Origin of the sequence: Kribbella sp. (assembly GCF_035687465.1) — a bacterium.
In the GTDB taxonomy this organism is placed as follows: domain Bacteria; phylum Actinomycetota; class Actinomycetes; order Propionibacteriales; family Kribbellaceae; genus Kribbella.
In genome coordinates this window covers 1-13,643 of record NZ_DASRXP010000202.1, presented here as the reverse complement: position 1 = coordinate 13,643, position 13,643 = coordinate 1, and the positions used below count along the sequence as shown (strand labels likewise).

The 13,643-nt window shown below is 67.6% G+C and carries 10 protein-coding genes and 1 pseudogene; 7 read left to right on the top strand and 4 right to left on the bottom strand.

The window, feature by feature from the left end:
- Nucleotides 1–76: 76 nt before the first annotated feature.
- Entirely contained in the window at nucleotides 77–2,296 is a 2,220-nt protein-coding gene (locus tag VFG33_RS10145) for an NADP-dependent isocitrate dehydrogenase (RefSeq protein WP_325024816.1), read from the top strand.
- Nucleotides 2,297–2,328: 32 nt separating this feature from the next.
- Here VFG33_RS10145 and VFG33_RS10140 read toward each other — a convergent pair whose 3' ends face one another.
- The 3 genes from VFG33_RS10140 to VFG33_RS10130 all read right to left on the bottom strand — a co-directional run bounded on the left by VFG33_RS10140 (nucleotide 2,329) and on the right by VFG33_RS10130 (nucleotide 6,165).
- Nucleotides 2,329–2,757, bottom strand: coding sequence for a hypothetical protein (locus tag VFG33_RS10140; protein ID WP_325024814.1), 429 nt, complete (start codon nucleotides 2,755–2,757; stop codon nucleotides 2,329–2,331).
- 9 nt (nucleotides 2,758–2,766) lie between these two features.
- Nucleotides 2,767–4,809 carry a HelD family protein gene (locus VFG33_RS10135; RefSeq protein WP_325024813.1) on the bottom strand — a complete coding sequence of 681 codons (2,043 nt, stop codon included), beginning with the start codon at nucleotides 4,807–4,809 and terminating at the stop codon, nucleotides 2,767–2,769.
- Nucleotides 4,810–4,974: 165 nt separating this feature from the next.
- Nucleotides 4,975–6,165: an ROK family transcriptional regulator gene (locus tag VFG33_RS10130; protein ID WP_325024811.1), complete on the bottom strand. Its 1,191-nt coding sequence runs from the start codon at nucleotides 6,163–6,165 to the stop codon at nucleotides 4,975–4,977.
- 122 nt (nucleotides 6,166–6,287) lie between these two features.
- On the opposite strand from VFG33_RS10130, the gene VFG33_RS10125 reads away from it, so the two are divergent.
- Genes VFG33_RS10125 through VFG33_RS10100 form a run of 6 tightly spaced genes read left to right on the top strand, consistent with a single transcriptional unit; the run spans nucleotide 6,288 to nucleotide 12,930 of the window.
- The gene (locus VFG33_RS10125) at nucleotides 6,288–7,217 is read left to right on the top strand and encodes an ROK family protein (protein WP_325024809.1); all 930 of its coding nucleotides are present in this window, start codon (nucleotides 6,288–6,290) and stop codon (nucleotides 7,215–7,217) included.
- A 12-nt stretch (nucleotides 7,218–7,229) separates the two neighbouring features.
- Nucleotides 7,230–8,942: an ABC transporter substrate-binding protein gene (locus VFG33_RS10120; RefSeq protein WP_325024807.1), complete on the top strand. Its 1,713-nt coding sequence runs from the start codon at nucleotides 7,230–7,232 to the stop codon at nucleotides 8,940–8,942.
- A gap of 7 nt (nucleotides 8,943–8,949) precedes the next feature.
- A complete protein-coding gene (locus tag VFG33_RS10115) occupies nucleotides 8,950–9,948 on the top strand; it encodes an ABC transporter permease (RefSeq protein WP_325024805.1) in 999 nt (332 codons plus the stop codon).
- 3 nt (nucleotides 9,949–9,951) lie between these two features.
- Entirely contained in the window at nucleotides 9,952–10,887 is a 936-nt protein-coding gene (locus tag VFG33_RS10110) for an ABC transporter permease (RefSeq protein ID WP_325024803.1), read from the top strand.
- Nucleotides 10,865–11,863, top strand: coding sequence for an ABC transporter ATP-binding protein (locus VFG33_RS10105; RefSeq protein ID WP_325024801.1), 999 nt, complete (start codon nucleotides 10,865–10,867; stop codon nucleotides 11,861–11,863). Before VFG33_RS10110 ends, VFG33_RS10105 begins: the two co-directional genes overlap by 23 nt.
- Nucleotides 11,860–12,930 (top strand): ABC transporter ATP-binding protein, encoded by a 1,071-nt coding sequence (locus VFG33_RS10100; RefSeq protein WP_325024799.1) that lies wholly within the window; start codon nucleotides 11,860–11,862, stop codon nucleotides 12,928–12,930. The genes VFG33_RS10105 and VFG33_RS10100 overlap by 4 nt, the downstream gene beginning before the upstream one ends.
- A 361-nt stretch (nucleotides 12,931–13,291) precedes the next feature.
- Here VFG33_RS10100 and VFG33_RS10095 read toward each other — a convergent pair.
- Nucleotides 13,292–13,643: pseudogene (locus VFG33_RS10095) on the bottom strand (hypothetical protein); the annotation flags it as partial.

Genomic DNA, 13,643 nt, shown 5'->3' with positions numbered 1-13,643 from the left:
CGCGGAGAGGGCGGACAGCCGCCTATTAAGGTGGGCATGCCCGGGAGTGACATCGACGGAACAGAGGAAGTACGCGGTGACTGAGTCGACCATCATCTACACCCACACGGACGAGGCCCCGGCCCTGGCCACCTATTCGTTCCTGCCGGTGATCCAGGCGTATGCCGCACAGGCCGGCGTCGGCGTGGAGACCCGGGACATCTCGCTGGCCGGGCGGATCATCGCCGTCTTCGGCGACCACCTGACCGAGGCCCAGCGGAGCCCGGACGCGCTCGCCGAGCTCGGTGAGCTGGCCAAGACCCCGGCCGCGAACATCATCAAGCTGCCCAACGTCTCCGCCTCGATCCCCCAGCTCAAGGCCGCCATCGCGGAACTGCAGAGCCAGGGGTACGCGCTGCCGGAGTACCCGGACGAGCCGAAGACCGACGCCGAGCGGGAGATCCGCACCCGGTACGACAGCACCAAGGGCTCCGCCGTGAACCCGGTCCTGCGGGAGGGCAACTCCGACCGCCGCGCGCCCGCCTCGGTGAAGAACTACGTCCGGACCCACCCGCACCGGATGGGCGCCTGGACGCCGGAGTCGAAGACCAACGTCGCCACCATGGGCGCGAACGACTTCCGCTCGACCGAGAAGTCGACCGTGATCGAGGCCGACGGCACGCTCCGGATCGAGTTCGTCGGCGCGGACGGCGAGACCACCGTGCTGCGGGAGTCGATCCCGGTGCTGACCGGCGAGGTCGTCGACGCCTCCGTAATGCACGTCGCCGCGCTGCGCGAGTTCCTCACCGCCCAGCTGGCCCGGGCGAAGGCCGACGACGTGCTGTTCTCGGTCCACCTGAAGGCCACCATGATGAAGGTGTCCGACCCGATCGTGTTCGGGCACGCGGTCCGCGCGTTCTTCCCGAAGACCTTCGAGCAGTACGGCGAGACGCTGGCCGCGGCCGGGCTGTCCCCGAACGACGGGCTCGGCGGGATCTTCACCGGGCTGGCCGCACTGCCCGACGGCGACGCGATCAGGGCCTCGTTCGACGCGGAACTGGCCGAAGGCCCGGCGCTGGCGATGGTGGATTCCGACAAGGGCATCACCAACCTGCACGTGCCGTCCGACGTGATCGTGGACGCCTCGATGCCGGCGATGATCCGTTCCTCCGGTCACATGTGGGGTGCGGACGGCCAGGAGCACGACACCCTCGCAGTACTGCCGGACAGCAGCTACGCCGGGATCTACCAGGTCGTCATCGACGACTGCCGGGCGAACGGCGCCTTCGACCCCGCGACGATGGGCTCGGTCCCGAACGTCGGGCTGATGGCGCAGAAGGCCGAGGAGTACGGCAGCCACGACAAGACGTTCGAGCTCGCGGCGGCCGGCACGGTCCGGCTGGTCGATGCCGACGGCAACGTAGTACTGGAGCAGGAGGTCGCACCCGGCGATATCTTCCGCGCCTGCCAGACCAAGGACGCGGCGATCCGCGACTGGGTCAAGCTGGCCGTCACCCGCGCCCGGGCCACCGGCGACCCGGCCGTGTTCTGGCTGGACGAGACCCGCGCGCACGACGCGAAACTGATTGCGAAGGTCAACGAGTATCTGACCGAGTACGACACCGACGGCCTGGAGCTGAAGATCCTGGCGCCTGTGGACGCGATCAAGTTCTCGCTGGAGCGGATCCGGCGGGGTGAGGACACCATCTCCGTGACCGGCAACGTGCTGCGCGACTACCTGACCGACCTGTTCCCGATCCTGGAGCTGGGCACCAGCGCGAAGATGCTGTCGATCGTCCCGCTGATGGCCGGTGGCGGTCTGTTCGAGACCGGTGCGGGTGGCTCGGCGCCGAAGCACGTGCAGCAACTGGTCAAGGAGGACTACCTGCGCTGGGACAGCCTCGGCGAGTTCTTCGCCCTGGCCGCCAGCTTCGAGCACCTGGCCCAGACGACCGGCAACGCCCGCGCCCAGGTCCTCGCGGACACCCTGGACCGTGCGACCGCGACGTTCCTCAACGAGGACAAGTCCCCCACCCGCAAGGTCGGCGGCATCGACAACCGCGGCAGCCACTTCTACCTGTCCCTGTACTGGGCGCAGGAGCTGGCGAAGCAGACCGACGACGCCGAACTGGCCAAGGCCTTCAGTCCCCTGGCCGAGACGCTCGCCGCCAACGAGCAGACCATCGTCGGGGAACTGCTCGCCGTGCAGGGCAACCCGGTCGACCTCGGCGGCTACTACCAGCCCGACCCGGCCAAGGCCGCGGCCGTGATGCGCCCGTCGAAGACCTGGAACGACGCCCTGGCTTCACTGAGCTGACGAAACCCTGAGGCGCCCGGTGACCGGGCGCCTCAGGGCCAGTTGTCGCCGGCCTCCAGGCGGAGGCGTAGTAGATCCACCAGGGCGATGGATTCGCCGTCGCGCGCCCCGACGCCGACGACAAGTGGCGGGTCGGACGGCACTATTCGCAGGCCGAGCAGACGGGCCTTCAGGCTGGCGGGAGTGCCGAGGATGTAGTAGTTGCCGTCAGCATCCAAACCGATCGACCGGTTACGGCGGAGATACCACCCGACTATGTCGGTCCGATAGCTCGTGCCCGATCCCACCACCGGCGCCCGCAGCGGCTCCGGCTTCACCCCCGCTGCCTTCAGCTTGAGGACGAACTCGGCCAACTGCGCCCGGGCTTGCTCGGTCTCGGCCGCCTTCCGGCGTTCGAGGGCAGCAGCCTGAATAGCGGACGCCTCCCGCCGTCTCTCCTGCCAACTCGGCTCATCATCCACTCCTCCACCCTATTTCAGGGCGGCGGGCAGGGGTTCCGCATGGACGATCTGGAGCGAACTGACAGCGCGGGTCAGTACGACATACAGACGCTGGAGGCCACGTGGTTCGGCCGCCACGATCCGGGCTGGTTCAGCCACCACCACAGCGTCGAACTCCAGGCCCTTCGCGAGGGTCGCCGGAACGCAGACCAGTCGCGACGTGTCCATCTCGTCCTCGGTCGCGCCGAGGAGCGCGGGCTGCAGACCCGCGGCGACGAGCGCGTCGTACAGGTCCGAGACCTGCTCGTCCGCGGCGATGAGTGCGACCGAGCCCTCGCCGGCGAGCGCGGTCCTGCAGGTAGCGACGAGTGTGTCCGGGAGCGAGCTCTCATCGGTCTGGACGATGGACAGCGCATCGGCGACCGTCCGGACTCCGCGCGGTACGCCGAGGGTGGGTGCGATCTGGGGCAGCAACTTCGCCGCGAAGTCGATGATCTGGTCCGGTACGCGGAACCCTCGATCGAGCTCGGCCACGACAGCGTCCGACTTGTCGAGATGGTCAAGCACCCGATCCCACGAGCCCGCCGCCCACGGAGTGGTTGCCTGAGCCAGGTCACCGAGGACCGTTGCCGAGCCGGTGCGACAACGCCGGCCCAGCGCGCGCAACTGCATGGCCGACAGGTCCTGCGCCTCATCCAGGACGAGATGGCCGAGTGAGCCGGTACGGCGTTCGATCAGGTCCTCGAGTTCGTCGAGCAACACGGTGTCGGCCTCCGACCACTTCGCCGACTTCCAGGACCGCGGCGGCTTGCTCCACAGCAGTGCTGCGCGTTCGTCGGCTGTGAACTCGCCGGCCTGCGCCAGGAAGTCGGGGTCGGAGAACAGCCGGAACAACACCTGTTCGGGGACCACCCGGGGCCAGACCGCGTTGAGCAGCTCCTTCACGGGCGTCGAGCGGGCCACGGCGTTCTGCACGCGGTCGTCCGGCGAATCACCGTGCCGCTCCATCTGGACCAGTACTGCGTGGGCGATCCGCTGCGCGAGCGCATTCCGTCCCGGGTTGTATCTCGTTGACTCACGGAGCGCGGCCACAATGTCCGTGACCTCGTAATCGTGCACCCGATAGCGCCTGGATCCCTTGCTGTAAAGGATTCCGCTCGTCGGTGGGATCACGGCTGACCAGAGCGCGCGCCGCAGTACCAGCGCCATCCGGGCATCACCCTTGAGCCGCGCGGCCTCTGGTTCGTCCGCCGCCACGGCGGGCTCGCTGATCAGCTCGTCGATGGTGATCTGCCGTACGTCGACCTCGCCGAGGGCCGGGAGAACCTTGCGGATGTAGGAAAGGAACGAGCGGTTCGGCCCGACGATCACCACACCGCCACGACTCAGCCGATCCCGTTCGGTGTAGAGCAGGTACGCCACGCGGTGCAGGCCGACTGCCGTCTTCCCGGTCCCCGGCGCGCCCTGCACGCAGACGGACGGATGCAGCGGCGCCCGGACCAGATCGTCCTGCTCCGGCTGGATCGTGGCCACGATGTCGCGCATCGGCCCGGTGCGCGGGCGTTCGATCTCGGAGCGCAGGAACGCATCGGCCTGATCGGAGGCGACGGCTCCGACCAGCGGCTCGTCCTCGAATCCGGTCAGCTCCGCGGCATCGGAGAAGCCGTAGCGACGCCGCAGTACGACGTGCTGCCGATCGCTCGCGGTCGCTCGATAGAACGGGACCGACACTCGCGCGCGCCAGTCGATCACGAGCGGAACGCCGTTGCCGTCGTGAACGTGCCGACGGCCGATGTGGATCCGGTCGGTCCCCTCGATGGTGCCGCGCTCGTAGTCGAGCAGCCCGAAGAACAGCGGCACATCCGGCAGGTCGACCAGGGCCAGCACGCGTTGCTGGTGGGCGCTGGCATTGGCCTCGTTGGTGAAGCGTTCGTCGTTGTCCTCGCTGCCGATCACCTGGACTTCGCGGACCAGGACGTCGGCGTGCATCCGGGCCAGGGCCGCGTGGGCCTCGGCGAGGAAGGCCCGCTCGGTTTCGAGATCGGGGGAAGGGACAAGTGCGGATTCGACCATGGGAAAGAGCCTCGACTCGCGGTGGGAGGTGGACGAAACGACGGACTGTGGCGATCAACAGGGTCCCGCCCCGGAGAGATTCATCCGGTTCGATTCGATCCTTCACGCAATGCTGAAAAGGCAGGCCGGGGACGCTACCAGCGTCCCCGGCAACCCGCCACCGATTTATTCGCCCGCACCGCGCCCGACGAGGTGTTGCCACGCATGGTCGAGGCCGGCGGCGATGCACCCTGCCACGACGGTCTCGGTGCCGAGCACGCTCGCCCTCACGTCCGGCAGCACCGGTGCAAGCAGGCGCAACTGCTCGACGACGGCCTCAAGGAACCCCGGTGCTTGCCCGATGCCACCACCCAACACGATCAACTCGGGGTCGACGACCGTGATGACGGTGCACACCGCCTTGGCGACCAGGAGCGCCTCTTCGGCCACGATCTCGGCCGCGACCGAATCGCCACCGGCAGCGGCCGCGAACACCTTCTCGGCGGACGACGCACGTCGGAGACCTGCGCGCCTGGCGGCTCTGACTACGGCCGCCGCCGAGGCCGACGCGTCGAAACTCCCCCGCTTGCGAGCATCCCGCGCATCACTACCGCTGCCTTCGGCGAAAGGCAGGTAGCCGATCTCCCCGGCCACCCCGTGAAAGCCGTGCCGGAGCTTGCCGTCAATCACCAGGCCCATGCCGATACCGGTACCGACGGACACGAACGCGAAGCTCTCGACGTCGCGTCCATGCCCGTGCACGCGTTCGGCCAACGCGGCGGCATCCACGTCGTTCTCGATCATCAACGTCGGCCCGAACTCGTCGCGCAGTGTCGCCAGCACGGCAGGGGAATCCCAGGAAAGGCGTCCGGTCAGCGTCAGGGCATCGAGCTTCGGTACGTACACACCTGGGCTCCCGACCACGGTCTGGGTGACCTGCGAGGCGGTGATGCCGGCGTCACTCACCAACCTCGTCGCGAGGCCGACCAACTCCTGGACCCGGGCCATCGCATCCATGGCCTTCGTGTGCACGCTCAGCCGGGTGCGCACGGTGCCGGCCAGATCGGCGACCGCACCGCGCAGGAACTCCCGCCCGACGTCCAGCCCGAGGATGAACCCGGCGTCCGGCCGCACCTCGTACAGGATCGGGGCCGGCCCGGGGCCACCCGTCCGCTGCCCGGTCGCGTGCACGAGCCCGGCCCGCTCGATCGCGGCGAGCGCCGCGGAGACCGTGGGTTTCGACAGACCGGAGAGTCTGGCCAGTTCCGTCCTCGAGATCGGCCCCGACCTCCGGATGTGCTCCAGCATCACCTGCTCGTTGATCGCACGGATCAGTTGGGGGCGGGCCGCGGACGCGCCACCGGCGACAACCGTCACGTCGATCTCCCTTGCGTCGCAAACTCTTCACACCGTCGTCACACCAAGACCTTGTGCCGACCGGGATTGTTAAGTTAGTTTCCTAACGATTCTATTGGTCGGCGCGAGGAGCTGCCACCCCCATGATGCGTTCGTCGGTCGTCCTCGGTCTCGACTTCGGCGGGACGAAGATCGCCGCCGCGGTCGGCGAGCTGTCCGGTCAGCGTCTCGGCGCCACGACCGTCGACAGCCTGCCCGAGGCCGGAGCCGAAGCGGCGATGGCTCGCGGGCTGTCCGCGGCCCGCGCCCTGCTGGCGGACGTCGCTCCCGGCCGGGAGCTCGCGGCGGTGGGCGCGGCCACCCTCGGCATCCCGTACGACGACCGGGTCGAGCTCGCGCCGACTTTTCCAGGCTGGGGCGAGCTCGCCTTCGGACAGCTGGTGCGGGAAGCCTTCCCCGGCGTCCCCGTCCGTCTTGGTACCGACGTGAAGGCGGCCGCCGCTGCCGAACTGCGCTGGGGAGCGCTGGCCGGCTGCGATCCGGGCATCTATCTCAACCTGGGCACGGGTCTGGCGGCGGCGATCGTTGCCGGCGGCACCGTGATCTCCGGGGCGCACGGGGCGTCCGGTGAGATCGGCTACAACCTCCGGACCGCCGCGGACGTATGGATCGACCCGGCGGAGCGCACGATCCTCGAGGACCTCGTCAGCGGTCAGGCTCTCGAGGTGACCGGCAGTGCTCGCCTCGGCCGAAGGGTGACGGCCGCTGACGTCTTCGCGTCGCCCCAGCCCGACGCGGCCGCGCTCACCGACGAGTTCAACCGCGAACTGGCGATGCATGTCGCCAACCTCGCCATCGCCATCGACCCGGTGCGGATCGTCGTCGGCGGCGGCCTGGTCGGTTCGTGGGACCGGATCGCACCTGAGCTACGACGGGCGCTGGACGCGGCCGTCCCCTACCCACCCGAACTGATGGTGGCCCGCTTTCCCTCGGACGCGCCGCTGGTCGGCGCGCTCGCCCTGGGCGTCGAGGCCGCCGGGCTCGTCCCGACCATGCAAGACATCGAGTACTGAGAGGCAGAAAAAATGAGGGCCATCAAGCATGTCGCCGTCACCGTGGTAGCGGTCTGCGTACTGGCCGCGGGATGTGGCGGGGGCGACAAACCGATCGGCAGCGCGACCTCCAGCAATCCCCAGGCGTCGACCAGCACCAGCGGCGGCGGCGGGGCGTACAAGAAGGGTGGCACCGTCACGATCGCCAACGTGGGCGGGCAGACCTGGCCGTGCCAGTTCAACCCGTTCAACCCGGCGGTCAACCAGGTGGCCCTCGGCTTCGTCTACGAGCCGCTGACCTTCGTCAACGTGCTGAAGGCCGGTGCCACCACGCCCATGCTGGCCAGCGCCTTCACCTGGTCGCCGACGAAGGACTCGATCGTCTTCACCATCCGCTCGGGCGTGAAGTGGAGCGACGGGAAACCGTTCAGCGCCGACGACGTGGTCTACACGTTCAACCTGATGAAGCAGCAGCCGGCCCTCGACCTGTACTCGCTGTGGACCGGCGCCGGCCTGACCAGTGTCACCGCGGCCGGTGACAAGGTCACGCTGAAGTTCAAGGCAGCGGCCGAGCCGTACTTCTTCAACTTCGCGAACCAGGTCGGCATCGTGCCCAAGCACATCTGGTCCACCGGTGAGGCAGCGTCCAAGCCGGCCACCTGGGCGAACCCGAAACCGGTCGGCACCGGGGCGTTCACGGTCCAGTCCTGCACCAGCAACAACATCTCCTACGTTGCCAACGGCAGCTACTGGCAGCCGGGCAAGCCGTACCTCGAGAAGGTCCAGTACCCCGCGTACCTGGACAACAACCCGGCCAACCTCGACCTGGCCAGCGGCAAGGCGCAGTGGGGCGGTCAGTACATCCCGAACATCGACAACTTCTACAAGTCCAAGTCGCCGGAGAACAACTACTGGTTCCCGCCGACCGCGAACGTCGCGATCTACCCGAACCTCGACCCGTCGCACAAGGCGACCAGTACGCTCGCCGTCCGGCAGGCGATCGCCTACGCACTCGACCGGGAACAGATCTCCAAGATCGGTGAGAGCGGCTACCAGCCGGCCGCGAACCAGACCGGTGTGGTCACGCCGACCTTCGACAAGTACTTCGACAAGGCCGCGCTGACGGCCGCCGGCTACGACAAGCCGAACCCGGACAAGGCCAAGCAGCTGCTGGAGAGCGCCGGCTACTCGTCGTCCAACCCGCTCAAACTCGACATCATCACGATCACTGGCTACACCGACTGGGACGCCTCCCTGGCAGTCGTCAAGCAGCAGCTCGCCGCAGTCGGGATCGAGCTGTCCATCCAGGATCTGCAGCAGCAATCGTTCAACCAGAAGCTGTTCACCGGTGACTACGACCTGGCCTACTACAGCCAGTCCGGCGGGCCCACGCCGTACTACGAGCTGCGGCAACTGCTGTACTCGAAGAACTCCGCGCCGATCGGCCAGCAGGCCAGCAGCAACTACGTCCGGTACAACAACCCGGCCGTGGACAAGGCCTTCGACGCGTACGCCAGTGCCGACGACGCGACCCAGGTCAAGCTGATCAAGGAGATCGGAGCGGCGATGATCAAGGACGTGCCGCTCATCCCGACCACCGAGTCGGTCGACTGGTACCAGTACAACACCAAGGACATCGAGGGCTGGCCGACGCAGGACAACCCGTACGCCCAGCCTGCGCCGTACAACATCCCCGACGTCGGGCAGGTGCTGACGAACCTGTACTCCAAGTCGGCCCAGAAGTAAGGAAGGCATGAGATTCCTGCTGCGGCGCCTCGGGTTCTTCGTGATCACTCTCTGGGCGGCCATGACGCTGAACTTCTTCATCCCGCGGATGATGCCCGGCAGTCCGGAGGAGGCGCTGCGGCAGCGGATCAGCAAGGGCGGCGTGGTCGTCACACCGGAGCAGTTGCGGACGGTGCTGGCCGAGTTCGGCTTCGACCCGGACAAGAACATCCTGCTCCAGTACGGCGAGTACCTGAAGGCGATGGTCACCGGGCACTGGGGGGTGTCGATCGGCGGCAGCCTCGGTACCCCGGTGACCACTCTGATCGGTGACGCGTTGCCGTGGACCCTCGGCCTCGTCGGTCTCTCGACCGTCCTCGCGTTCGCGCTCGGCACCCTGATCGGCACGATCTCCGGCTGGCGGCGCGGTGGCCTGATCGACGGGATCGTGCCGCCGGTCTTCATCGTCACCTCGGCGCTGCCGTACTTCCTGGTGGCGCTGGTGCTGATCTCGTTGTTTGCGATGGGCAACAATCCGGTCCTGCCCAACGACTTCAACTACCAGCAGGGACTGACGCCCGGCTTCAACGCCGAGTTCATCCTCAGTGTGATCAAACACGGCATCCTGCCGGCCGGCACCATCCTGATCACCGCGGTCGGCGGCTGGATCCTGACCATGCGCAACAACATGCTCACGACGCTGGCCGAGGACTACGTCCGGATGGCCCGGGCCAAGGGCATCCCGAACCGGAAGATCATGTTCGGGTACGCCGGCCGGAACGCGTTCCTGCCCAACCTGTCCGGCTTCGCGATGTCGCTCGGCTTCGTCATCTCGGGCACGATCCTGGTCGAGTACGTGTTCAACTACCCCGGCCTGGGCTACATGTTCTACAACGCCACGGTGAGCACGGACTACCCACTGCTGCAGGCGTTGTTCCTGCTCGTGACGCTGGCCGTGCTCATCTGTGTCCTGCTCTGCGACTTCGCGGTATTCCTGCTCGACCCACGCGCCCGGACGAAGGGGTAGTCGATGAGTGCGATCGTCGCCGGCACCGCAGCGCCGGCCCCCAGTGCGGCCCGCCGTCCCCGGGGCGGCCTGTTCCGGGCCATCCTGCACAACCGCAAGGCCATGCTGGGGGCTGTCCTCCTGCTCCTGTTCATCCTGCTCGCCGCGTTCCCACACCTCTTTGTCCCTTGGCTGCACGGCGACCCGCGGGCGATCGGCGACATGCCACTGCAGCATCCGTCGGGCAAGCACTGGCTCGGCACCACGGGTCTCGGCCAGGACGTGTACGCCCAGCTGATCTACAGCACGCGGGAATCGCTGATCATCGCGGTCGTCGCGGGTCTCGGCGCGACCATCCTGTCGGTCCTCATCGGCGTCTCGGCCGCCTATCTGGGCGGGTTCGCCGACGACGTGCTGTCGATGCTGACGGACATCTTCCTGGTGCTCCCGGCGTTCCCGCTGATCATCGTGCTCGCGACGTACGCGGGCAAAGGCAACCTCACCGTCATCATCATCACGCTGATCGTCACCGGCTGGTCCTACGGCGCCCGGCAGTTGCGCGCGCAGGCGCTGTCCCTGCGCAACCGTGATTTCCTCGAGTCGGCCCGGGTCCGGGGTGAGCGCCGGTCGTACATCATCGTGGTCGAGATGCTGCCGACGATGACCTCCCTCATCGTCGCGAACTTCCTCGGCGCCGCCCTGTACTCCGTCCTGACCGCCGCCGGCCTGCAGTTCCTCGGCCTCGGCGATCCCAACTCGCTGAGCTGGGGCACGATGCTCTACTGGGCGCAGAACCAGGGCGCCCTGGTGAACGGTCTGCCCGCCTGGGCGCTGTCGCCGGGCGTGGCGGTCGCGCTGCTCGGTGTTTCCTTTGCCCTGCTCAACTACGCGTTCGACGAGATCAGCAACCCCGCGCTGCGGCCGGTTCGGAGGCGACGTGCCAGATCAGCCCGTTCTTGAGGTCCGCGGTCTCACCGTCGCCTACGACACCGGGGATCATCCTGTCGTCGCGGTCGACCAGGTGGATCTCGACGTCCATCCCGGTGAGTTCGTCGGGGTGGTCGGCGAGTCAGGCTGCGGCAAGTCGACGCTGTTGTTCGCCATCGCCCAGTTGCTGAGTCCACCGGCCGCCATCACCGCCGGAAGCGTGCTGTTCCAGGGCCAGAACCTCGTCGCCATGAGCGAGAAGAAGCTGGCCGCCTTACGCTGGCGCGACTTCTCCGTGGTGATGCAGAGCGCGATGAACGCCCTCAACCCTGTGATGAGCATCGGTAGTCAGTTCCGGGACGCGATCAGAGCCCACGACGAACCGGTGGCAGACGACCGCCCGGCCGAAGTACTGCGCCTGGTCGGCATCGATCCGATCCACCTCAAAAGCTATCCGCACCAGCTCAGCGGCGGGATGCGGCAACGGGCCATGATCGCGATGGCCCTGCTGTTCACCCCCGACCTGATCATCATGGACGAGCCGACCTCGGCCCTCGACGTCGTGGCCCAGCGGTCCCTGATGGTGCAGATCAAGGAACTGCAGCGGCAACTCGGCTTCGCGGTCGTCTTCGTCACCCACGACATGTCGCTGATCAGCCACTTCTCCGACCAGTTGATGGTGATGTACGCCGGCCAGGTGATGGAACTGGGAGCCACCCGTGCGGTCTTCGATCATCCGGCGCATCCCTACAGCAAAGGGCTGCTCGACGCGTTCCCCTCGATCCGCGGACCGAAGGTACCGCTGACCGGGATTCCCGGCAGCCCGCCAGATCTCGCCCACCCGCCGAGCGGCTGCCGCTTCCATCCGCGCTGCCCGGTAGCGTTCGCCGACTGCTCGAAGGTCGAGCCCGAGCTCTATCAGGTCGGATCCGTGCAGGCACGCTGCCTGCTGCACGCTCCACCCGACGCGGCAACGACAGCGACAGCCGTCCAGGACGTGACATCATGACCGACCTCAGTGTCGAGAAGCTCCCGGAGGCGGCCGCACCGACCGCACCGCTCCTGGAAACCAAAGACCTGACCCGCCATTTCCGGGTCGGCCGCGGCTTCTCCGCCAAGTTGCTGCATGCCGCCGACGACGTCAACATCACGATCGATCAGCAGCAGATCGTAGCGCTCGCGGGAGAGAGCGGCAGCGGCAAGAGCACCATCGCCCGCCTGCTCGCGGGCGTCTACAAACCGACGAGCGGCGAGATCTACTACCAGGGCCGGGCCTTGTCGAGCCTGCGATCGCGCCGGGACCAGCTCGCCTACCGCAGCGACGTACCGATGGTCTTCCAGGATCCGTTCAGCTCCCTCAATCCCGCCTTCCGGGTCTCCCACGGCATCCTGCGCAGCCTGAAGCTGCACGGCGGCCACCTCACCCGCGAGCAGCGGAACGAGGAAGCCGAGCGAGTCGTCGAAGCGGTCGGCCTGTCCCCCGCCGGCGACATCATGCACCGCTACCCCTACGAGCTCAGCGGCGGTCAACGGCAACGCATCGGTTTCGCCCAGGCCCTTGCGCACAAGCCCAAGCTGATCCTGGCCGACGAGCCGGTCTCGATGCTCGACGTGTCGATCCGCATCGGCCTGCTCAACCTGATGGCAGAACTGCGCAGCTCGGCCGGGGTGTCGTTCCTCTACATCACCCACGACATCGCGAGCGCGCGCTACGTCGCCGACCAACTGCTCATCATGTACGCCGGTCACATCGTCGAATCCGGCCCGACAGAATCAGTACTGGCCAACCCCAAACACCCCTACACCGACCTGTTGCTCGGAGCAGTGCCCGATCCACGAGCGCCACTCACCGTCGGCGTCGAAGGCGACACCGGCGAACCGCCGAAGGTCATCGACCCGACACCTGGCTGCCGCTTCCGCTGGCGCTGCCCCCTCGTCGTCGACGAGTGCCACCACATCACCCCCACCCTCCGCCGCCTCGGCGAAGGCCACGAAGCCGCCTGCCACGTCGCCCAACCCGACCCCGGCTTCCTGTCCTCGCAACCAACCAACCCTGCCCCACCCAAGAAGGGATAGCGCTCGAGCACGACTCCACGAGCCAGCCGTGTTTGGACCGCTTCGGCCGTCGCATCCGTGCAGGTTGGTGCGTTAGGCATGGGTGCGATTGGTTCGCCTCGACCACTGGCATCAATACAGGCTGGTGGATGACGCGCGTGGATGATCGCCCGGAGCCGTACGTGGATGATCGCCCGGCGCCGTAGGAGCCACCTCCCCCAGTGCACCCGTCCGCCCGCCGAGTCTGCTGACCGGGACCCGACGGCCGCCTTGGTGCCACCAGATACCTGGTAAGCCGCGGTCGGCGCCACCACACGAGTCGTCGGGGCTCCATGGTCGTACGTACGACTCGTCCTCCAGGTCGCCGCTCGCGAGTCGCTGCTCACGATTCACCGGTCTCCTCCCTGCCGGCGTCCTCGCCGGGCTCCTCGCCGCGTTCGTTGCCAGGTTTGTTGCCGGATTCCTCGCCGAGTTCGTTGCCGGGCTCCTCGCCGCATTCGTTGCCGGGCTCGTTGTCGGGTTCCTCGCCGGGCTCCTCGCGGGGTTCGTTGTCCGGTTCCTCGCCGGGTTTGTTGTCGGGTTCGTTGGTGGGGTCGTTGGTGGGGTCGTTGGTGGTGGTGATGGGGTGGGTGCCGGTGTGGTCGACGCGGAATTGGTATCCGTTGGGTGAGGTCCAGAGGAGTGCTCCGTCGTCGAGGGTCTCGACGTGCCAGCGGGCGTGGGTTTTGAGTCGG

Bases quoted from the DNA above. Each gene is read 5' to 3' on its own strand.
- VFG33_RS10135 (WP_325024813.1), bottom strand. From the start codon at position 4,809: ATGGTCGAATCCGCACTTGTCCCTTCCCCCGATCTCGAAACCGAGCGG.
- VFG33_RS10125 (WP_325024809.1), top strand. From the start codon at position 6,288: ATGATGCGTTCGTCGGTCGTCCTCGGTCTCGACTTCGGCGGGACGAAG.
- VFG33_RS10120 (WP_325024807.1), top strand. From the start codon at position 7,230: ATGAGGGCCATCAAGCATGTCGCCGTCACCGTGGTAGCGGTCTGCGTA.
- VFG33_RS10115 (WP_325024805.1), top strand. From the start codon at position 8,950: ATGAGATTCCTGCTGCGGCGCCTCGGGTTCTTCGTGATCACTCTCTGG.
- VFG33_RS10110 (WP_325024803.1), top strand. From the start codon at position 9,952: ATGAGTGCGATCGTCGCCGGCACCGCAGCGCCGGCCCCCAGTGCGGCC.
- VFG33_RS10100 (WP_325024799.1), top strand. From the start codon at position 11,860: ATGACCGACCTCAGTGTCGAGAAGCTCCCGGAGGCGGCCGCACCGACC.